Raw genomic sequence first — 19,348 nt, forward strand, 5'->3', positions numbered from 1 at the left:
TGTTCTATAATTACCGATAGTCAGTATAAAATATTTATGCTGGCTATCGGTTTCACCAGAAATTAGGCGCAACACCGTATTTAGGATCATTAAAATTTTCGACCCAGACTTTAATATTATCCTGAAGTAATACGGTAAAACCCGACTTTAAGCGCTCAACCAGATAATTAACAGAACCTGCATCGGTAACAGTGTAGTGATTGATTTTACCCGTTTTTTCTGGCACGCACGAATACTGTGCCGGGAAATCAGTCCCGTCCATTCTCAGGGTGTTTATATTTTTTTCACATGCCCCCGGACTATAATAAGATACCACCATGTTGGCATTTTTTTTACCTGCCGCAAAGATGCTTAACATGACCGGCTCGCTATCCTGGGTTTGGGTAATATCATAGAGAACACCGTCTTTTGAATACCATTTATTATATTCTATATACTCATCAGCCTTTACAAAGCCAGTATGAAAAGCAAAAGACAATATTAATAATATATATCGAAACATTCTACGGCTCTTCTGTCGGTAATGTCTGCCTTATATTAATAGATTCTGCGATCATTTTCCTCTGCTGTATCAACAGAGGGGAAAAATAGTCTGACGGCTCAGCCCAGTGAAGCAGAGTCATGGTGCTTTGTATCATTGTTATACCTACAGGCCATGCTCGATCAAGCTCGATGAATGCGTTTTAAGGATACACAACAAACAAAATGCGATTAATATTGCACAATCGAGCATATATTCGTATCTTACATGAACACATACGAGCACAATCTTCAGTGAGCAAAAATCATGATGAAAACATCACATGCAGGTGAAGTTATTATTTCCAAAAAAGATATCCAGACCGGCGTAAAACTTGTTGCTGAACAGCTAAATAGTCTCTATCAGGAAGCTGCAATTATTACTGTGGTTCCTGGCGGTATACTCTATACCGCAGATTTAGTGCGGGAACTTAATTTTGATGTCCATATGGACTACATCTCCTGCCCGCATACTCCAGGCCAGAGAGAAAACAAGTCTGATATTATTTTTCATAATAACGTGAATATTAACGGTATGGATGTCATTTTGATTGATGATGCTATCGAGTCCGGTGGCACCATGAAACGGCTGGTGGAACACTTAACCCAGCACTACTCAATCAAATCACTCGCTATTGCCACGCTGTTTGTTAAGCCCGGACGCATTGACATCCCAGTCCCTCAGTTCTATGCCTGGGAGATGACTAATGATGATTTATTAATAGGTTATGGTATGCCGTGGCAGAATAAATTCAGAAATCTACCCGAAGTCTGCAAACTGATTAAATAACTCTCTTCTCTCCTTCAAGTTGCTTGTGCTGCTAAACAGCAAAAATACGATCCGGGCAACTTGAAGACTCGCTGTCATTATTCCAGAAGCTCCGTCTCCAGCTTATCTCCCCCTGAAAGACATCACTCGCTTAGTGAACTCCCGCGATCCGTTTCACAAAAAAAGATCCTTCACCGATAAATGCGATAGTGCTCACAAATTGCTCTGGTTAAAAACAGATCAACATCACATTAATATCTTATTAACATATCTACCATTGGTATTACCACTAGAGACCAATGGAAAAGATTATGGAAATCAGGCGCGAAAAGACAGAAAACAGCAATGGTTACGACCGAGTTGTTAATTTTTTGCGGGAGCAACTGTTAACAGGAGAGCTGAAAGCAGGAGATAGTTTGCTACCTGAGCGCGAACTGTCTGCAAAATTAGGTGTAAGTCGTCCTGTTTTACGTGAAGCATTAAGAGCACTCGCCATGATTGGTGCCGTCGAGATACGTCATGGCATTGGTACCGTAGTAACAAAACCGGATGTCTCTGTTCTGGGCGAGTTTTTTACGTTTGTTCTCGCACACCAGCCGAATGTGGTGGACGACGTGATGCAGGCGCGAATTGCCATAGAACGTCAGGCGGTACGCCTTGCCTGCCATCGTGGAACCCAGAGTGACTACGACCGCCTTGCTAGCTGCCTGAAAGAAATTATCGATACCATTCATGACCCACAGTCAGGTTACCTCGCTGATTTCCGTTTCCATGAAGCCATTGTCAATGCCTCTGGTTCACCAACGCTTATCAATATTTACCAGTCAATCAGTGTCTTAGTGCACAGGTCACACCTCGACAGACGTGAACAGATCATGCAAGTCGAAGGTATTGAAGAATTCCTGATTGACCATCACCGCGCCATTTTTGCCGCCATTGTCGAACGTAATGAAGACCTTGCTGATGAATTACTTGGGCGCCACTTTGAGATTGGCGCCGATTTTCGCCGTCGTGCCACCATTCGTATGGTGAGCGGTTAACCCTTAAATAACTAAAAACCCTTGAGGAACAAGAGATGCAAATAGTGATTGGTAGTGATCATGCAGGATTCCACCTGAAGCAAGAGCTCGTTAACTGGTTAAAACAATCGGGTTATCAGGTGACTGATATTGGTAGCCATAACCCTGACCCGGTGGATTTTCCCGATATCGCCGCCACGCTTTGCAGCAAAGTTCGCGAGGGAACACATCAGCGCGGCATCCTGGTCTGCGGCACTGGGGTCGGGGCTGTTATTGCATCCAACAAAGTGAAAGGGATCCGCGCTGCTGTCTGTCATGACGTGCATTCCGCCCATCAGTCTGTCGAACATGATGATGTCAATGTGATGTGTATTGGCGCCCAGATTGTCGGCCCGTGGCTGGCCCGGGACTTGATTGAATCTTTCCTGAAAGCTGAGTTTGTTCAGGATATCGATTTTATCCGTCGCGTCGAGAAACTCACGCAACTCGAACAGCAAAACTAATAGCGAATAAAGCGAAGGAGAATAACGATGAATAATAAAGCTTCCGGAATCGTCGGCTTTCTGGGTTTAGGCGTGATGGGACGTGAAATGGCCCGCAACCTTGCCCAGGCCGGTTTTACCGTCCGCGCATTTGATATTGTCCCCAGCGCAGGTGATGCCCTGCGTGAATTCGGGGTCGAAATCATGCCGGATATTCCTTCCGCTGTGACAGATGCCGATATCGTCATCTCGATGCTGCCGGATACCCCGCAGGTTGAAGAGATTGTCCTGGGTGCAAGCGGATTGTTGACTCACCCGCCACGCGGAAAATTATTCGTTGATATGAGCACTATAGCTCCGGATGCCACCCGCAAATTTAGCCAGGCATTAGCGGCTGCTGGCATCACGATGCTGGATGCTCCGGTATCCGGCGGCCCGGTTGGCGCTAAAAATGGCACCCTCACCATTATGGTTGGCGGCGAAGCCAGTGGCTTCGCTCAAGCCACCCCTTTCTTACAGGCAATGGGCACCACGCTTAATCACGTCGGAGCCTCTGGTGCAGGCCAAACCGTGAAGCTCTGTAATCAACTGATCTGTGGGATCAATATTCAGGCTATTTGTGAAGCGCTGGCTCTGGCCCGCGCCTGGGATATCGACCTGGTACAAATGCGTGAGGTTCTCCTGGGCGGATCGGCTGCCTCCTGGATGCTCGATAAACTGGCGCCTTTAATGATTGAAGGTGATGTTTCAGCAGGATTTCGCATCGACTTGATGATGAAAGATCTTCGTCTGGTGCTGGAAGCTGCACAAAAACACCCGGTGCCGCTTCCGGCAACCGCGTTAGTCGCCACTCAGTATCAGAATGCGCAGGCATACGGTGAAGGGGCGAATGGTAATCAGGCGCTATTTAAAGTGTATGACCGTCTTACCGGGCAAAACAACCGCAACTAATTAGCCGGGGTAACCAGCCATGAATCTCGATTTTTCAGCAATTCTTTCACAATGGCGGCTATTGCTGGATGGGGCGGAGCTGACCGCTGAACTGGCAATCGTCACGACCGTGACGGGCTTTCTTATCGGCACCTTGTGTGCCGTCGCCCGGCGATCTCAATCGGTAATCTGTGTAAGAATCGCCGCGATTTATGTTGAGTCGATTCGTAATACTCCATTTCTGGTACAGATTTTCCTGGTCTATTTTGGCCTTTCAAGTCTGGGCTTTTCGTTTAGCGCGTTTACCGTCTCGGTTATCGCTCTGACGATTAATGTTGGTGCCTATACTGCGGAAATTATGCGTGCCGGTTTTGACTCGATTCATAAAGGGCAGTGGGAAGCAGCTGAAACTCTGGGATTAACAAAGTGGCAGCAATACTGGCATGTGGCACTGCGTCCGGCAATTGAACGTGTTTATCCGTCACTGACCAGTCAGTTTATTTTGCTAATGCTGGCTTCTTCTGTCACATCACAAATATCTACTGAGGAACTGACGGCGACCGCGAACTTTATTCAATCAGAAACCTACCGACCCTTTGAAACCTTTTTCATCGTCGCCGGTATCTATATCGCGCTCTCACTGATGATGCGACTCGTTTTCTGGCTGTTTGGGTTAGCGATTTTTCCACGCCGCCGCCGCCTCGGCACGGCCATCTAACCAGGGAGATAAGATGATGCATTTTCCCCTTAATTTCGCTCATCTCCAGTTTTTACTGGAAGGAACCGTCTGGACCATCGTGTTATCCCTGATGGCATTTGGCGGCGGTGGATTCGTGGGTTTCCTGATAGCACTGGGACGTATCACACCAATACGCCCGATACGCTTTCTGGTCACGGGCTGGGTTCAGTTAGTTCAGGGGACGCCGCTCCTGATCATTATGTTTATGGTCTATTTCGGTCTGCCCGGGCTCGGTTTTTCAATCTCGCCATTACTGGCTGCAGGTGTCTCTCTCACCATTTATGCCAGTGCTTATCTGGGTGAGATCTGGCGCGGCTGTATTCAGTCAGTACCACGTTCTCAGTGGGAAGCCGCTGAATGTCTGGCGTTATCCCGTACCCAGCGGATGTTTAAAGTCATACTGCCTCAGGCGGTTAAACTTGCCACCCCGCCAACGGTCGGTTTTTCAGTACAAATTATTAAAAATACTTCGCTTGCTTCTGTTGTGGGTTTTGTCGAGTTAACGCGTGCCGGTCAGTTAATTAATAACTCTATATTTGAGCCATTTATTATTTATCTCATTGTTGCAGCTATCTATTTCTGTCTCTGCTTCCCGGTTTCGGCACTGAGCCGTCGGCTTGAGCGTGGTGCATCAGAAAAGAAAGCCAGCCAGTCGGCATCTGCCGTTCCACAAATTAATTAACCGCTGAAGGTCATCACTATGTCCATTATTACATTGAGCAATGTACAAAAGAGCTTTGGCCAGAATCAGGTACTGAAGGATGTTTCTTTCTCTGTTAATAAAGGCCAGGTTGTTGCCCTGATTGGCGCAAGTGGTTCAGGTAAAAGTACTGCCCTGCGCTGTATCGACAGGCTGGAGACTATCAATGGCGGCAGTATTGAGGTCTGCGGTCATCATGTAGAAGACCCGCATATCGATCTGCGCAAACTGCGCCAGGATGTCGGTATTGTATTTCAAAGCTATAACCTGTTTCCCCACTTAACCATTGAACAGAACATCACTCTGGGACCGATATCGGTTAAAAAAATGGCCAGGAAAGATGCCCGTCATCTGGCTCTTTCTGTGCTCGAACAAGTCGGTCTGGCGGATAAAGCGGATAGCTACCCCGAACAACTTTCGGGTGGCCAGCAGCAGCGTGTTGCTATCGCCCGTTCTCTGGCGATGAAACCCAAAGTCATGCTATTCGATGAAGTCACCTCTGCTCTTGACCCCAAGCTAACCGGTGAAGTGCTACGTGTTATTGAACGCCTTGCTGGCAGCGGTATGACGATGGTGATGGTCACTCATGAAATGAACTTCGCCCGTCGAATCGCCGATAAAGTTATTTTTATGCACCACGGCAAAGTCCATGAAAGCGGCACTGTCGATATCTTAAAAAATCCCGCCACTGAGGAGCTTCAGGAATTTATTTCAAACGATCTCTAATACCGTCACCTTATTGACCAGATATGTATTCAGGAGCATAAAAATGAACCCTACAAAAAAAATCATCTTAGCAACGACATTACTCTCTGCTGTATTTTCATTATCTGTTTCAGCCAATACTTTCGAAGATATTCAAAAGCGCGGCGAACTCCGGGTGGCTACCGATTTATCTATTCCGCCTTCAGGTATGTTAGATGCTTCAATGCAACCGATAGGCTCTGATGTTGAAACAGCGGAACTGCTGGCTAAAGACTGGGGATTAAAGCTTAAGTTTATTGAAACGACCGGCCCAACCCGAATTCCAAACCTACAAACAGGCAAAGCCGATATCGTTATCTCGACGCTGTCGGTCACACCACAGCGTGCCGAGGTTATTGATTTTACGCGTCCTTATGCGGGATTACGCTCAGTGATTGCCGCGCCAACGGCGACAAAAATAGAAGGGTGGGATGACCTTAAAGGGCGTGCAGTAACTGTCACCCGCGGTACCACTCAGGACTCAATGCTGAGTAAAGATGCCGCGAAAAATGGTTTCTCGGTTCAACGCTATGATGATGATGCTACCCTTGTCACGGCTGCCGTCAGCGGCCAGGCCTATGCAGTTGCCACATCGGCCACTCTGGTAAAACAGATCCATAAACAGAATCCAAAGCTGGCATTTGAGCCAAAAATGACATTAACAGTATTTGACCTGGCTATCGGATTGAAAAAAGATCAGCCTGAACTAAAAGAAAAACTCGATGAATGGATTGAAACTAATCTGAAAAACGGCAAGCTTAATGCTATTTATGAAAAATATCACGGCGAACCTATTCCGGAAGAGATTATCAATCGTAAATAATAGCAATAATAACCCATCTTTTCAGAGGTGGGTTATTACTAAGACTATTTATTAAATCTCAATATCGCTCTTGGGGAAAGTACAGCAAACCAGTACGAATCCTCTGGCGATATTTCTTCGGGATATTCCGCCGGAATGTTCAAGTCTGACCCTACCGTTGAGCAACCGCGTTCGGCACTTCCCACAGTATCCTGATGCACACTTATAATTTATACTCATACCGTTTCTATAGGCACATTCTAAAATAGTTTCATTTGATTTTATTTCAAAAAGCATACCACCAACTTTTAGATTAAAACATTTTTCGCTCATCCCTTTCCTCTCTGTATCCCTCTGATATTTATTATCTAATTTTTTAAAGCAGCGTTTAAATGATTAACAATTATCATTTAAAAAAATAAATGGTTTTAAATACGCGAGTAAGGTAATTACAATATTAAATAACATGATATAAAGTCAATCGTGAAAATAAAATAACGCCTTAAAAAATCAGGACATATGCAGTGCAAAAAAAAGATAAATCGTTTTCAGGTATATGCTAATAGAATAAATATATTATTGTCCGGGCCAGGTACCGCCCGGACAAACATCACAAGATATGTTACTCAGCCGACCCCATCCCTGGAAGCGGGCTGTCAGCAAACATCGATCGATCCATATTAAAATCAAAATCATCACTGGCAGCATTAAAGAGCATTTTTTTAGTATTTTCTAAATGCTGCCACATTGCCTGACGTGCGGCTTTAGGATCACGATGGGCTAACGCCTGTAAGATTTTATCGTGTTCATCACACCAGCTATCAATCGAACGATTATCAATATGTTCGTGCAGTTTTAGCCAGTAAGGGTTGCGCAGCCGCTGGCTCCACATCTGTTCGACAATAATCACCATCGCACTATTATGCGTTGATGCTGCGACTTGCATATGGAACTTCAAATCCCACTGCGAATCACGAAATCTGTCTTCCTGACGAGCATTTCTCTGGATCTCCATCAACTTCAGAATATCTTCCTTGGTTGCCTGAGTTGCAGCAAATTCAGCCACATGGCTTTCAATCAGTTGTCGGGCCTGTAATAACTCAAAAGGACCGCACTGACTAAATTCCAGTACCGGTGAGGCAGCTGTCACCGCAGTCTGAGCAGACACCTGGCTGATAACGTGAATACCCGAACCTTTGCGGACATCCACAAGGCCTTCAACCTCCAGCATGATGATCGCCTCACGAATCACCGTACGACTCACGTTCATTTCATCAGCCAGCAAGCGTTCTGCAGGAAGTTTTGATCCTACAGAATATTCATTATTTTCAATTCTTTCCTTGATGACTGAGGCAACGTGCTGATAGAGACGTTGTTCACTTACCGGTAAATTCATCGATATTCCTCTTATCGCCAGCAGGGGTCAGCGGGCATGTTGATTGCCTGATTATATCTGTAGTGCTGCAAAAACGAAAATAAACCGCCCGAAAATTGGTATAATAACTTTAAAAGATATAGACCACGATCTATAATCCTCCTCATTGGCTTAATAACCCGGATACTATTAAGGCCATCGCGTTGACTTCACTCTATCGTTTCGATACCAGGATACGAGAAACATGAAAGAAATTATAAAGATACATTCAACAGACAATGTCGTAGTGACCTTAATAGATAGGGCAGCTGGAGAAGAGGTCAACGTAGACGGCCAGACTATCACGCTGACTGAGGCAGTAGGCCGCGGGCATAAAATCGCCCTTTCCCCTATTCAGGCTGGGGAAAATATTATCAAATATGGTTTACCAATAGGCCATGCTAAACAGGCTATCGCTATCGGCGAGCACATTCATAACCACAATATCGCCACTAATCTCAGTGACGTTAATGACTATCAGTACCAGCCTGAGCATAAAATACTTGATGCCAGCCTGGCCGATCCTGAAGTTACGCTTTATCGCCGTAACAATGGCGATATCGCAATCAGAAATGAAATTTGGGTGATCCCTACCGTCGGTTGTGTAAACGCCCTGGCACGTAAAATGATCGAGCGTTTTAATAAACAGCATCCTGAACCTGAAGGTATTGATGGTGTATACCTTTATAACCACACCTTCGGTTGCTCTCAGCTGGGAGATGATCACCTCACTACCCGCACAATATTGCAGGATTTAGTGCGTCATCCTAATGCTGCTGGCGTATTAGTCATCGGTCTTGGATGTGAAAATAACCAGGTTGCGGCATTCAGAGAGACACTCGGTGAATATGACGAGCAACGGGTTAAATTCATGGTGTGCCAGCAATTAGATGACGAGATAGAAGCGGGTATTGAAAACCTCAATCAGCTTTATGACATCGTCAAACATAATCAGCGTGTGCCGGGTAAATTAAGCGAGGTTAAATTTGGTCTCGAGTGCGGCGGCTCAGATGGTTTATCCGGTATCACGGCTAACCCATTACTGGGACGTTTTTCTGATTTCCTCGTCAGCCACCAGGGCACCACGGTATTAACCGAAGTGCCGGAAATGTTTGGTGCAGAACAAATTCTGATGAATCACTGCCATGATGAAGCGACCTTTGAAAAAACCGTCGAGATGGTCAACGATTTCAAACGCTATTTTATTGCTCATGAACAGCCTATCTATGAAAACCCTTCACCAGGGAATAAAGCCGGGGGTATTTCAACCTTGGAAGAAAAATCATTAGGCTGTACGCAAAAAGCGGGCACCAGTCAGGTAATGGATGTCTTAAAATACGGTGAGCGCCTGCGCGTACCCGGCTTCAATTTATTAAGTGCACCCGGTAATGATGCCATTGCCACCAGCGCACTCGGAGCCGCGGGTTGTCATATGGTGTTATTCACTACCGGCCGTGGTACCCCTTACGGTGGCTTTGTCCCAACCATGAAAATCGCCACCAATAATGAATTAGCCGCCAAAAAACCACACTGGATTGATTTTAATGCTGGCGCCCTGCTGACAGGTAAATCAATGGATACTTTGCTGGATGATTTTATCGAGCAAGTTGTTCGTCTGGTAAATGGCGAGCAGACTAAAAACGAAGTGAATGACTTCCGTGAACTGGCGATATTTAAAAGCGGTGTCACGCTATAATTACTGTTGCCCCAAATAATGCAAGTCACAGCCTGGTTGTGGCTTGCAGTTTTTCTGGTTTCTTATATGCCTGACGGAAACCCTAGTCTGACGCTATAGGTTCTGCTGTTACCGGGTTCAAGTTGCTGTATCCCTCTCCTGTGATTGATAAAACCATCAAAATCCGGCGCATCGGTTGTTCCTGATAAAGGCTCAATACACAGCAAATTGGCACCAGGAACACCCCACAGTGCCAGCCAGTCATGCTCACCCGTATCTATTTCGATAACAGTTTTCCCCACGGGGGAACGGACTTGAATAAGTTGATTCTGACAATTGCCAAAATAAACCGCGCCATGACTGAAACTCGTTTTCGTCAGGGTATATATTGAGATCTGAGGTAAAATATCAGGAAGAGCCAGCGTACGCTCATAGGTTGTAAATGGCCCATTTACCTCGGCGTTAACGAACCGGGTTTCCCAGCCAGATTGTTCTGCCAGCGGTAATGCAAACCCTGGATGCCAGCCGATAGAAAACCAAAAAGGTTCGCTGTCCTCATTGATCACTTGCTGGCGGAAAATGAGCCCGTCATGAGTCAGCTCAAAACTGACGATAACCCGCCATTTTGAAGGCCAGATAGCAAGCGTGCTATCTCGGGCACAAGCTTCCAGCACCAGCCCGGAGGGCTCTGTTGCAGTACACATGAAGGGCTGATCTTGCAGGAATCCATGGTTCGGGAGGGGATAAAAAGTCTCTCCTTGCCACACACCACCATGAATTAAACGCCCGACAACGGGGAAAAGTTGAATTGCCGAGCGATCCCAGATGCCATCTTCAGGTTGCCAAATCCATTCACACTGAAATTCTTTATCCCAAAGACTTCTTATCTCTCCACCCAGGGTAGCTACTTTTAACTGAAAACGATTATTTTCTACTGATAATATACTGTGTGTCATTAGGCAGTTCTCAGCAACAGAAAGTATAGAATAAATCAGATAGCGTAATTAACCGAACAATCAAGTTCTTTCAAGGGTTTCTTGATGCATACTATTTTATCGCAATAGCTTAACACAAATATGTATATCAATTAAGTTTTACGAATTCACATCAATTTAAATTAAAATCAATTAGTTGCGCTATTCCACTCGATAATATGAGGATAGCGAATAAGTTATGCCATATATGTAATAGACAGATTATCTCTCATAAAGTTAGTTTCAATCACAAGTGATATTTAAATAACTTTACTTATTTTTTATGGGAGTAACCTCAGTGGCTAACAAAAACTTCATGCGTCTATCCAGTATTACGCTATTAACTCTACTTGCGTTACCCGGACTCTCTCCAGCCTATGCGGAAGATGTTAAAATCGTTATTAATCAGTCACCCTGGCTGGATGGATTTAAAAAAACCGTCGCTAAATATAATCAGGAAACGGGGAACAATGTGACAATTGATGCCGTTCCCTATGGCGGTCTGCTCGATAAAATTCGTAGTTCAGTCAGAGCAAAAGACGGTGTCTATGATGCCTTGATGATAGATATAAACTGGCTGGGTGAATTCTATAACGGTGGTTTCTTAACACCCGTAAATAAAATTGATTCCCAATATAAACTACCCGAACCGGTACTGACTTTTGACGATGCCATATACTGGGATAACACCAGGAAAGTCTTTAATAAGCAATCAGGAGAGTTATATACTTTCCCTGTCACCGCAAACCCACAATTATTCTATTATAGAAAAGATATCTATGATAAAGCAGGCCTGACAGTACCGAAAACCTGGGATGAGTTAAATGAGAATACTAAAAAATTAAATCAGCCTCCGAAACAAAATGGTTTCCTGATCCGCGGTGGCCCACAAGATATTGTCTTTGATATTTCTCCCTTCTTACTCTCCGCAGGTGGCGGGATTTTTAAAGATCCGAAAGAAGGTAACTTTGATATTATTTTAAATAGCCCGGAAACACTTAATGGGCTGAAGCAATATATTGACCTGGCAAAATCTGGCTATAGTAATCCCGGTGCATTAACTCAAGGCGAGTTAATTCAACTGTTCTCAACAGGAAAAGCTGCTCAGGCCAATATTGTTGCCGCTGCACGTGGTCCACTCAGTAATCCTGATAGCTCCATTGTTACCGATAAGTACGCCGTTACCGTGATCCCACACCCTGCAGAAAAAACAGGTATTTATGCTGCGGGTCACTGGGTTGGTGGTATCCCACAAAATATTCCAGCTGCTAACAAGCAAGCTGCACTGAACTTTTTTAAATGGTACGAAGAGCAGCCAAACCAGGTCTATCTCTATGAGGCAGGTGGTGTTCCGGTACGCTCAGACTTGGTCGGTGTCGCCAAAGACCCATTAAACTTCTTACCTGCCCTGAGAGATGCCACAGCCAGTGCAGAAGTGATCAGCCCGGTAAAAGAAGCTGCACAAATTAATGCTCTTTTAGGGTTGCAGCTCTATAAGGCACTCACTGGCGAGCAGTCTGCTGAGCAAGCTCTCAACACAGCAGCTCATCAGGTACATGAGATTATGTCCGGCGCTGGCTATCAGACAAAGCTTCTGGCCGATCTCCCGGCTGATACTGGTAAGAAAGGATAATCGCTGATGTCTGACCAGGATCTGCTTATTGCCAGACCCTCGACACTTGCTCGCCGCAAACGCGGCGACTGGTGGCCCTGGCTAGCCCTGGCACCATTAATCATCATTGTTTTAACACTGATGGTGATGCCCGTTATTAACCTGTTTAGTTTAGTTCCCCGGGAAGTCAGCTGGCAGGATGGACAAGCCGTCACTAAGTTTGTCGGGCTGGATAATATCCGTGCTTTTATCAACAATCCTTACTACTGGCCAGGTCTGATTAATACGCTGATATTTTCTGTTATTGCCGTATTACTGCAAGTCGCGATTGGATTCGCACTGGCACTGGCCGTCAATGATATGAAAAAGGAGCAGCGTTTACTTACTGCTATTTTACTGCTGCCCATTGTTATCTCACCGATAGTTATTGGTGCTATGTGGCGACTTATTCTGAACAATGATTCAGGTGTTTTAAATGTCGTCTTAAGCCAGCTGGATATTTTACCCCCAGACTGGCTGGGTACGCCATCACTCGCTTTTCTTTCCGTGATTGTTGTTGATGTCTGGCACTGGACACCATTCTCTTTCCTGTTGTTATTAGCGGGTCTCAAAGCGCTCCCGCATGAAGTTCTCGAAGCCGCACAGCTGGATGGCTGCTCAAGATGGCAGCGTTTTCGTTTTGTCACGCTGCCGATGATGTGGCCTGCTCTACTCATCACCCTGATGTTACGCATCATTTTTTCGTTCAAAGTCTTCGATGAAATTTATCTTCTGACGAAAGGCGGACCAGGGCTTGCAACTGAGATGGTCAGCTACTCGATTTATCGTGCCTTTTTCATTGAGGACAGAGAAGGGCTAGGCGCAGTCATGTCGCTGTTTACCTTTTTTATTGTCGCACTGTTGTTGGTGGTACTTACCAATCTTCGTAAGCGGAGGAAAAACTAATGCTGCGATCATCACCCGGGCGCGACAGACTTTATATCGTCAGCCGTGGCGCCGTCATTATTCTCTACGCAGCCATCGTACTGTTCCCTTTTTTATGGTTACTCAGTACTGCATTTAAGAAACAAATCGATATTTTACTGGCGCGATTTATCTTTACACCAACGCTCGATACCTTGCATGAATTGCTATTTGATCCCAGCTCCATGTTTAGCACCTATTTTATTAATAGCGTAGTCATCACCCTGGCAACTACCGCAGTGATTGTAGTTGTCACTTTATTATCCGCGTATGCCCTAACCACCGTACGCCAGCTCCCCGCAGCGTTAGGCGCCATTTTACTTGGCTGGTGTCTGCTATTTAACCTGTTACCCGCTATCACTTTTGTGGGTTCATGGTTCAACCTATTCCGCCAGTTAGGGCTCTATGACACCAGAATAGCCATCATTATTGCCAGCATCGCAGCATGGTTACCCATGGCGCTATGGCTCGGCGTTACCTTTGCACGAGAACTCCCCAAAGAGTTACTTGATGCGGCAACCGTTGACGGCTGTACGCACTGGCAAAGATTCCGTTATGTCTTTGTTCCACTGATAAAATCAGGTATGACTGCGACTACTATCCTGGTCTTACTGTTTGTCTGGAATGACTTTCCTATCGCACTGATCCTCAGTTCGGAACAGGCTCGAACGCTACCGGTTTACATCACCGCATTTTCGCAAAATGAACAAATCCGTTACGCGGAAATGGCTTCTTCGTCATTACTGGTTTCGCTCCCGGTTCTGCTGCTGCTCATCGTGGGTCAGCGCTTTATCGTCAAAGGCCTACTCTCCGGTGCGGTGAAGTAAGACTTATTCAAAAGGATATATCAATGAGTGCAGTTGCTATCGAAAGTGTCAACAAAACCTACGGTCACACTCAGGTGCTACAGAATATCTCCCTGCTTATTGAAAAACGGGAATTTATCGTACTGGTTGGCCCGTCAGGCTGCGGGAAATCAACGCTACTGAGAATGATAGCCGGGCTGGAAGATATCGAAAACGGACAAATTCTCTTACAGGGTCGTGATATCAATACGCTTCCTGCCAGTGAACGTGATATCGCCATGGTATTTCAGAGCTATGCGCTCTACCCCCATATGAATGTGGCGGAAAACATGGGGTTCTCGCTCAAAGTCAAAGGCCTTGCCAAACAAGAGATAGCTGAGCAAGTAAATGCTACCGCCGAGGCATTGCAGTTAACGCCGTTGCTGGCTCGTCATCCGAAAGAGCTTTCTGGAGGACAGCGTCAGCGGGTTGCTATAGGTCGGGCAATGGTACGCAATCCGCAAGTTTTCTTATTCGATGAGCCACTTTCAAACCTCGATGCCAAACTGCGGGTTGATATGCGTCTTGAGATAAAGAAGCTGCATCAGCAACTTGATGCCACCATGATTTATGTCACTCATGATCAAATCGAGGCCATGACTCTGGCCGATCGTATTGCCATTATGAATCATGGACGTATTGAACAGGTTGATACACCTTTAGCGCTCTATGACCGCCCCAATAATCTTTTCGTTGCTTCTTTTATTGGTTCACCAGAAATCAACCGACTACATGGAACCGTTACAACGGATGGCCATCATTTTGCCTGCACCAGCGGCGTCATCTTACCGCTTGGAAAAAATCTTATACATCTTGCCGGGCAGCGGCTGGTGTATGCCGTAAGACCAGAACACTTTCTTCTCGATAGCGCCGATGGCTTAACGGCGGTGGTCGATGTAACTGAACCTACCGGGGTTGAAACACTACTCGCACTTAAATTAGGCGAAGAGAGCCTGACCTGTACCTTCCGACAACGACTCGAGCTACAGCCAGGAGACAGGATCTCAATCTTGCCAGATAGCCGACATATTCACCTGTTTGATGCTACCAGTGGTCAGCGAATTTCCTTTTCTGAGGAGCAATAAATCATGCGTACAGTATTTCTATTATTTGATTCATTAAATCGTCTGGCCTTATCTCCCTACGGCGGTAAGCATGTCCCCACGCCTAATTTTGATCGTCTGGCTCGTCGCACGGTCACGTTCGATAAGCATTATGTCGGCAGTATGCCTTGCATGCCTGCCCGTCGGGATATGCAGACCGGGCGTCTGAGTTTTTTACATCGCAGCTGGGGTCCGCTGGAACCTTTCGATAACTCCTTCCCGGAATTACTCTATCAGCAAGGAATCTACAGCCATTTAATCACCGACCATAACCATTATTTTGAGGATGGCGGTGGCACCTATCATAACCGTTATGACTCATTTGAATTTGTCCGTGGTCAGGAAGGAGACCCATGGAAAGCGATGGTTCAACCGCACTGGGAAAGGCTCAGAGAGAAGTATCATCCTTCGCAATTCTCTGACGGTCGTCGTGATTTAAAGGCAAAAAATATCATTAACCGCGAATACATTCGCGAAGAAAAAGACTTCCCGTCAGTGCAATGCTTTGCTCTGGGTCTGGAGTTTCTGGAAACAAACCGCCATGCGGATAACTGGTTCCTGCAAATTGAAACCTTCGATCCACATGAACCTTTTACTTCTCCTGAACGTTTTTATAACTCAGTGAATACCGACTGGAATGGTCCGGTACTGGACTGGCCTCGCTACGGCCGTGTCGATGAATTGCCGGAGGAGTGCGAGGAGCTCCGCGCCAACTATTATCGGCTGGTAGCTTTATGCGATTCACTGCTTGGCGATGTGCTCGACTATTTTGATAAACATGATATGTGGAAAGACACCGCACTCGTTCTCTCGACCGATCATGGTTTCTTATTGGGAGAACATGATTTCTGGGCAAAAAACAGAATGAATATGTATGAAGAAGTCTCGCATATTCCTCTCTTTGTCCATCATCCGGACTATGCCAATGTTTCCGGTGAGCGGCGTCAGACGCTCACGCAAACGCCAGACCTGGCCGCAACTTTCCTTGATATTTATGGCGCCCCACGCCCGAAAGAAATGCAGGGACACTCACTATTACCTATATTAAAAGAAGATAAACCTCTGCGGGACGGTATCCTGTTTGGCTATTTTGGTGGAGCCGTTAATGTCACCGATGGGCGCTATACCTACCATCGCTACCCTGAAAATCTCAGTGAGCAGGAAATCTACCAATACACTTTGATGCCGACACATATTACTTCCCGCTTCAGTACCGAAGAATTGACCGATGCCAGCCTGTCAGCCCCCTTTCCTTTCACGAAAGGCGTTCCATTATTAAAAGTCCCGGTTATCAACACTTCTCCCATGTATAACAATTATGGCCCTGGTAGTTTATTAGAAAAAGAGACGCGTCTTTACGACCTTGCCGAAGATCCCGGACAACTTTCTCCGCTTAATTCCCCGCAGACTGAGAAACAGCTAACGACGTTAATGACCGGGTTGATGAGCGCTAATGATGCTCCAGCAGAAGCTTTTGACAGGCTTGGGCTAGACGTGGATACGCGGCTGGTAACCAGTAACTAATTTTTGCTCTTTTGATACGGGTTATTAATGCGTATAGCCCGTATCAATATTTCATTAAACCAAAGTGACATATAATGAAAAAGCCAAATATATTATGGATTTGTACCGATCAGCAGCGATGGGATACCCTGTCATGCCTTGGTTATCCTGGAGCTCAAACGCCCCATATTGATGCCCTTGCAGAGAGCGGAATATTATTTGAACGCGCTTATGCTCAAAGCCCAATATGTACGCCTAGTCGGGCGTCATTTTTGACCGGTATGTATCCGATTGCACATCAGGTACAACGTAATGGCAATGCACAATTTCCGACACATTTAGATTTACTTCCGCATTCATTCCAGCAAGCAGGTTATCGAACCGGATTGATAGGTAAACTGCATCTTTCCGCGAGCCAGCATGGTGTAGAAAAGCGGCCCAATGATGGCTATGATGAGTTCTACTGGAGCCAGCATCCACACCCTGACTGGCCTGAGGGCCATGATTATCAGAACTGGCTGACTGAGCAAGGTGTTGATCCACAAAAGTTATACGCCCATGCACAGGGTGCAATCTATCCCGGAGTAGACCCTGCTTATCACCAGACAACATGGGCGACTCAACGCGCAGAGCAGTTTATTTCCCGTCACCAAAATATGCCCTGGTTTCTCAGTATAAATCTCTTCGATCCCCATCCTCCGTTTGATCCACCCGCTCACTATTTAGAACGTATTGATGCCGATGCCATTAGCCCACCCTTGTTTGCTAAAAGTGATATCGCTCATCAGGCACGTTTTCACGGTGTCGATCAACAAGCCAAAAAAGCCGTTGATCCCACTCTGACACCGAGAAATGAACCGGGAGAAGTTTTACATGGCAGCCATGATACGCCGCCGGATTCTTATGATATTAAAGCCATCCGAGCGGCCTATTTTGCGATGATCACGCAGATAGATGATTTTGTCGGTAACTTACTGAGCCGATTAGATGAAACCGGGCAACGTGAAGATACGCTGATCCTGTTTATGAGCGATCATGGAGAGATGCTGGGCGATCATGGTTTACTCTACAAGGGATGCCGCTTCTATGAGGGGCTGGTACATGTGCCATTAATTATTAGCTGGCCTCAACAGTTTGCGCCGGCAAGGCGTTCAACTGCCCTGGTAGAGTTAGTCGATTTACCTGCCACCCTGCTAGAGTCGGCAGAACTAAAGATCCCGAGTCAAAATCAGGGTAAATCGTTATATCCTTTACTGTCAGGCAAGAGCGACTTACACCAGCATAAGCCCTATATCTTATCTGAATATTTTGATGCTCTCTCTTTCTCTAACAGCGTCGGTTCCAGAGGCAGTATGTACTATGATGGCCGCTTTAAATTGAATGTCTATCATGATGCCGAAGAGGGTGAGTTATTTGATTTAGCAACCGATCCTGGTGAGTTTCACGATCGCTGGCACGATCCGCAATTTACACAACAAAAAGCCGAATTAATTCATCAGCATTTTGCCGCAATGATGAAAATTAGCGGCACTGGTTCTGAGAGAATAAGTGATTTTTAATCAGTAGAATTTCAGATTGAATATCTTTTTTCATGCCAGTCCAATAAAAAATATAATTGCGTTAGTTTCTATTTTAATAAGTCATAGTACTAACGCCATTTTAGAATAAAGAGTTTCCATTAGTTTATCCTTTCACCCTGCCATCACAAAACCGTAATAAATCTGTCTTATTTGTCTCGTAGTATCCTCGGCAGCGATTAAGTCCCAAAGAGGATAACAATTTATGCAACAAGCTCTCTCTCCATTAAACCGGAGCGTGGGTGAATTACCGGCAGCTTCCGCTGCGGGTAGCCCACCCATGATCTCAATACAGAATTTGTCTCAGGCTTTTTCAAACCAATATGTCCTTAATGGTATCGATCTTCAGGTATCAAAAGGCACCATTCTGGCGTTACTAGGCCCTTCAGGTTGCGGTAAAAGCACACTGCTTAAATTACTTGCCGGCCTGTTACAACCGACTGACGGTACGATTCATTTCGGCGACCGCTTAGTGGCCAGTTCGCATCACTTGGTTCCTCCGGAGCAACGTAATCTTGGCATGGTATTTCAGGATTATGCCCTCTGGCCTCATATGACCGTTTCCCAGAACGTCGCGTTTCCTTTGCGTATGCGGGGCACTCCTCGACATGCCATACAGGAACGGGTTGATGCCGCGCTAGAACGCGTTGGCTTAGCGGATTTCTCAAAACGAAAACCAGCAGATTTATCAGGTGGTCAGCAGCAACGTGTTGCTCTGGCGCGCGCCATTATTGCTGAACCAGAAATTTTGTTATTTGACGAACCGCTTTCAAACCTGGATATCGCACTGCGCAAATCGCTGTGTGAAGAAATGGCCCAGCTATTAAGAACATTAGGTATTACCGCAGTGTATGTCACCCATGATCCTGCGGAAGCCACTGCACTCGCCCATCAGATTGCGCATATGCAGTCCGGGAAAATTGAAAGTCTGACAACATTATGAAGAGAGATAATCTGATGCCAAATTTAATGAAGAAG

20 protein-coding genes are annotated in these 19,348 nt (G+C 45.8%); 16 read left to right on the forward strand and 4 right to left on the reverse strand.

The features are described 5' to 3' along the window. Window positions 1-52: 52 nt before the first annotated feature. Window positions 53-358 carry a hypothetical protein gene (locus tag M2387_RS08950; protein WP_259048811.1) on the reverse strand — a complete coding sequence of 102 codons (306 nt, stop codon included), beginning with the start codon at window positions 356-358 and terminating at the stop codon, window positions 53-55. A gap of 429 nt (window positions 359-787) precedes the next feature. Between M2387_RS08950 and M2387_RS08955 the strand changes: the two genes are divergently transcribed. The 8 genes from M2387_RS08955 to M2387_RS08990 all read left to right on the forward strand — a co-directional run bounded on the left by M2387_RS08955 (window position 788) and on the right by M2387_RS08990 (window position 6,725). Next, the gene (locus M2387_RS08955) at window positions 788-1,309 is read left to right on the forward strand and encodes a phosphoribosyltransferase (protein WP_259048812.1); all 522 of its coding nucleotides are present in this window, start codon (window positions 788-790) and stop codon (window positions 1,307-1,309) included. Between the two features lie 290 nt (window positions 1,310-1,599). Next, window positions 1,600-2,328 (forward strand): FadR/GntR family transcriptional regulator, encoded by a 729-nt coding sequence (locus tag M2387_RS08960; protein WP_259048813.1) that lies wholly within the window; start codon window positions 1,600-1,602, stop codon window positions 2,326-2,328. 35 nt (window positions 2,329-2,363) lie between these two features. Next, window positions 2,364-2,810, forward strand: coding sequence for a ribose 5-phosphate isomerase B (rpiB, locus tag M2387_RS08965; RefSeq protein ID WP_259048814.1), 447 nt, complete (start codon window positions 2,364-2,366; stop codon window positions 2,808-2,810). Between the two features lie 27 nt (window positions 2,811-2,837). Next, window positions 2,838-3,740, forward strand: a complete 903-nt coding sequence (locus M2387_RS08970) for an NAD(P)-dependent oxidoreductase (RefSeq protein WP_259048815.1) — start codon at window positions 2,838-2,840, stop codon at window positions 3,738-3,740. A 19-nt stretch (window positions 3,741-3,759) separates the two neighbouring features. Continuing rightward, entirely contained in the window at window positions 3,760-4,437 is a 678-nt protein-coding gene (locus tag M2387_RS08975; RefSeq protein WP_259048816.1) for an amino acid ABC transporter permease, read from the forward strand. 13 nt (window positions 4,438-4,450) lie between these two features. Further along, entirely contained in the window at window positions 4,451-5,140 is a 690-nt protein-coding gene (locus M2387_RS08980; RefSeq protein WP_259048817.1) for an amino acid ABC transporter permease, read from the forward strand. A gap of 18 nt (window positions 5,141-5,158) precedes the next feature. Then, a complete protein-coding gene (locus tag M2387_RS08985; RefSeq protein WP_259048818.1) occupies window positions 5,159-5,884 on the forward strand; it encodes an amino acid ABC transporter ATP-binding protein in 726 nt (241 codons plus the stop codon). 43 nt (window positions 5,885-5,927) lie between these two features. Next, a complete protein-coding gene (locus M2387_RS08990; RefSeq protein WP_259048819.1) occupies window positions 5,928-6,725 on the forward strand; it encodes a transporter substrate-binding domain-containing protein in 798 nt (265 codons plus the stop codon). A 51-nt stretch (window positions 6,726-6,776) separates the two neighbouring features. On the opposite strand, the gene M2387_RS25895 is transcribed toward M2387_RS08990, so the two are convergent. Together M2387_RS25895 and exuR are read right to left on the reverse strand one after the other, a co-directional pair. Further along, the gene (locus tag M2387_RS25895; RefSeq protein WP_409039659.1) at window positions 6,777-7,037 is read right to left on the reverse strand and encodes a 2Fe-2S iron-sulfur cluster-binding protein; all 261 of its coding nucleotides are present in this window, start codon (window positions 7,035-7,037) and stop codon (window positions 6,777-6,779) included. Window positions 7,038-7,326: 289 nt separating this feature from the next. Next, a complete protein-coding gene (gene exuR / locus M2387_RS09000) occupies window positions 7,327-8,100 on the reverse strand; it encodes a transcriptional regulator ExuR (RefSeq protein ID WP_259048820.1) in 774 nt (257 codons plus the stop codon). 223 nt (window positions 8,101-8,323) lie between these two features. Between exuR and M2387_RS09005 the strand changes: the two genes are divergently transcribed. After that, window positions 8,324-9,814 carry a UxaA family hydrolase gene (locus M2387_RS09005; protein WP_259048821.1) on the forward strand — a complete coding sequence of 497 codons (1,491 nt, stop codon included), beginning with the start codon at window positions 8,324-8,326 and terminating at the stop codon, window positions 9,812-9,814. Window positions 9,815-9,876: 62 nt separating this feature from the next. Here M2387_RS09005 and M2387_RS09010 read toward each other — a convergent pair whose 3' ends face one another. Next, window positions 9,877-10,749, reverse strand: coding sequence for an aldose epimerase family protein (locus M2387_RS09010; protein WP_259048822.1), 873 nt, complete (start codon window positions 10,747-10,749; stop codon window positions 9,877-9,879). Window positions 10,750-11,065: 316 nt separating this feature from the next. Between M2387_RS09010 and M2387_RS09015 the strand changes: the two genes are divergently transcribed. The 7 genes from M2387_RS09015 to M2387_RS09045 all read left to right on the forward strand — a co-directional run bounded on the left by M2387_RS09015 (window position 11,066) and on the right by M2387_RS09045 (window position 19,313). Further along, window positions 11,066-12,400 (forward strand): extracellular solute-binding protein, encoded by a 1,335-nt coding sequence (locus M2387_RS09015; protein WP_259048823.1) that lies wholly within the window; start codon window positions 11,066-11,068, stop codon window positions 12,398-12,400. 6 nt (window positions 12,401-12,406) lie between these two features. Next, a complete protein-coding gene (locus tag M2387_RS09020) occupies window positions 12,407-13,324 on the forward strand; it encodes a carbohydrate ABC transporter permease (RefSeq protein WP_259048824.1) in 918 nt (305 codons plus the stop codon). Beyond that, a complete protein-coding gene (locus tag M2387_RS09025; RefSeq protein WP_259048825.1) occupies window positions 13,324-14,169 on the forward strand; it encodes a carbohydrate ABC transporter permease in 846 nt (281 codons plus the stop codon). The genes M2387_RS09020 and M2387_RS09025 overlap by 1 nt, the downstream gene beginning before the upstream one ends. A gap of 23 nt (window positions 14,170-14,192) precedes the next feature. Further along, window positions 14,193-15,272 carry an ABC transporter ATP-binding protein gene (locus M2387_RS09030; protein WP_259048826.1) on the forward strand — a complete coding sequence of 360 codons (1,080 nt, stop codon included), beginning with the start codon at window positions 14,193-14,195 and terminating at the stop codon, window positions 15,270-15,272. A gap of 3 nt (window positions 15,273-15,275) precedes the next feature. Then, window positions 15,276-16,814: a sulfatase gene (locus M2387_RS09035; protein WP_259048827.1), complete on the forward strand. Its 1,539-nt coding sequence runs from the start codon at window positions 15,276-15,278 to the stop codon at window positions 16,812-16,814. 74 nt (window positions 16,815-16,888) lie between these two features. After that, the gene (locus M2387_RS09040; protein WP_259048828.1) at window positions 16,889-18,352 is read left to right on the forward strand and encodes a sulfatase family protein; all 1,464 of its coding nucleotides are present in this window, start codon (window positions 16,889-16,891) and stop codon (window positions 18,350-18,352) included. A gap of 223 nt (window positions 18,353-18,575) precedes the next feature. Beyond that, the gene (locus tag M2387_RS09045; protein WP_409039663.1) at window positions 18,576-19,313 is read left to right on the forward strand and encodes an ABC transporter ATP-binding protein; all 738 of its coding nucleotides are present in this window, start codon (window positions 18,576-18,578) and stop codon (window positions 19,311-19,313) included. The last annotated feature ends 35 nt before the right edge of the window (window positions 19,314-19,348 follow it).

Source organism: Klebsiella sp. BIGb0407 (assembly GCF_024807845.1).
GTDB lineage: Bacteria > Pseudomonadota > Gammaproteobacteria > Enterobacterales > Enterobacteriaceae > JGM124.

Coding starts and splice junctions, on each gene's coding strand:
- M2387_RS09030 (WP_259048826.1), top strand. CDS start 14,193: ATGAGTGCAGTTGCTATCGAAAGTGTCAACAAAACCTACGGTCACACT.
- M2387_RS09040 (WP_259048828.1), top strand. CDS start 16,889: ATGAAAAAGCCAAATATATTATGGATTTGTACCGATCAGCAGCGATGG.
- M2387_RS08975 (WP_259048816.1), top strand. CDS start 3,760: ATGAATCTCGATTTTTCAGCAATTCTTTCACAATGGCGGCTATTGCTG.
- M2387_RS09025 (WP_259048825.1), top strand. CDS start 13,324: ATGCTGCGATCATCACCCGGGCGCGACAGACTTTATATCGTCAGCCGT.
- M2387_RS08990 (WP_259048819.1), top strand. CDS start 5,928: ATGAACCCTACAAAAAAAATCATCTTAGCAACGACATTACTCTCTGCT.
- M2387_RS09010 (WP_259048822.1), bottom strand. CDS start 10,749: ATGACACACAGTATATTATCAGTAGAAAATAATCGTTTTCAGTTAAAA.
- M2387_RS08955 (WP_259048812.1), top strand. CDS start 788: ATGATGAAAACATCACATGCAGGTGAAGTTATTATTTCCAAAAAAGAT.
- M2387_RS08980 (WP_259048817.1), top strand. CDS start 4,451: ATGATGCATTTTCCCCTTAATTTCGCTCATCTCCAGTTTTTACTGGAA.
- M2387_RS08970 (WP_259048815.1), top strand. CDS start 2,838: ATGAATAATAAAGCTTCCGGAATCGTCGGCTTTCTGGGTTTAGGCGTG.
- M2387_RS08985 (WP_259048818.1), top strand. CDS start 5,159: ATGTCCATTATTACATTGAGCAATGTACAAAAGAGCTTTGGCCAGAAT.
- M2387_RS08950 (WP_259048811.1), bottom strand. CDS start 358: ATGTTAAGCATCTTTGCGGCAGGTAAAAAAAATGCCAACATGGTGGTA.
- exuR (WP_259048820.1), bottom strand. CDS start 8,100: ATGAATTTACCGGTAAGTGAACAACGTCTCTATCAGCACGTTGCCTCA.
- M2387_RS25895 (WP_409039659.1), bottom strand. CDS start 7,037: ATGAGCGAAAAATGTTTTAATCTAAAAGTTGGTGGTATGCTTTTTGAA.
- rpiB (WP_259048814.1), top strand. CDS start 2,364: ATGCAAATAGTGATTGGTAGTGATCATGCAGGATTCCACCTGAAGCAA.
- M2387_RS08960 (WP_259048813.1), top strand. CDS start 1,600: ATGGAAATCAGGCGCGAAAAGACAGAAAACAGCAATGGTTACGACCGA.
- M2387_RS09045 (WP_409039663.1), top strand. CDS start 18,576: ATGCAACAAGCTCTCTCTCCATTAAACCGGAGCGTGGGTGAATTACCG.
- M2387_RS09020 (WP_259048824.1), top strand. CDS start 12,407: ATGTCTGACCAGGATCTGCTTATTGCCAGACCCTCGACACTTGCTCGC.
- M2387_RS09005 (WP_259048821.1), top strand. CDS start 8,324: ATGAAAGAAATTATAAAGATACATTCAACAGACAATGTCGTAGTGACC.
- M2387_RS09035 (WP_259048827.1), top strand. CDS start 15,276: ATGCGTACAGTATTTCTATTATTTGATTCATTAAATCGTCTGGCCTTA.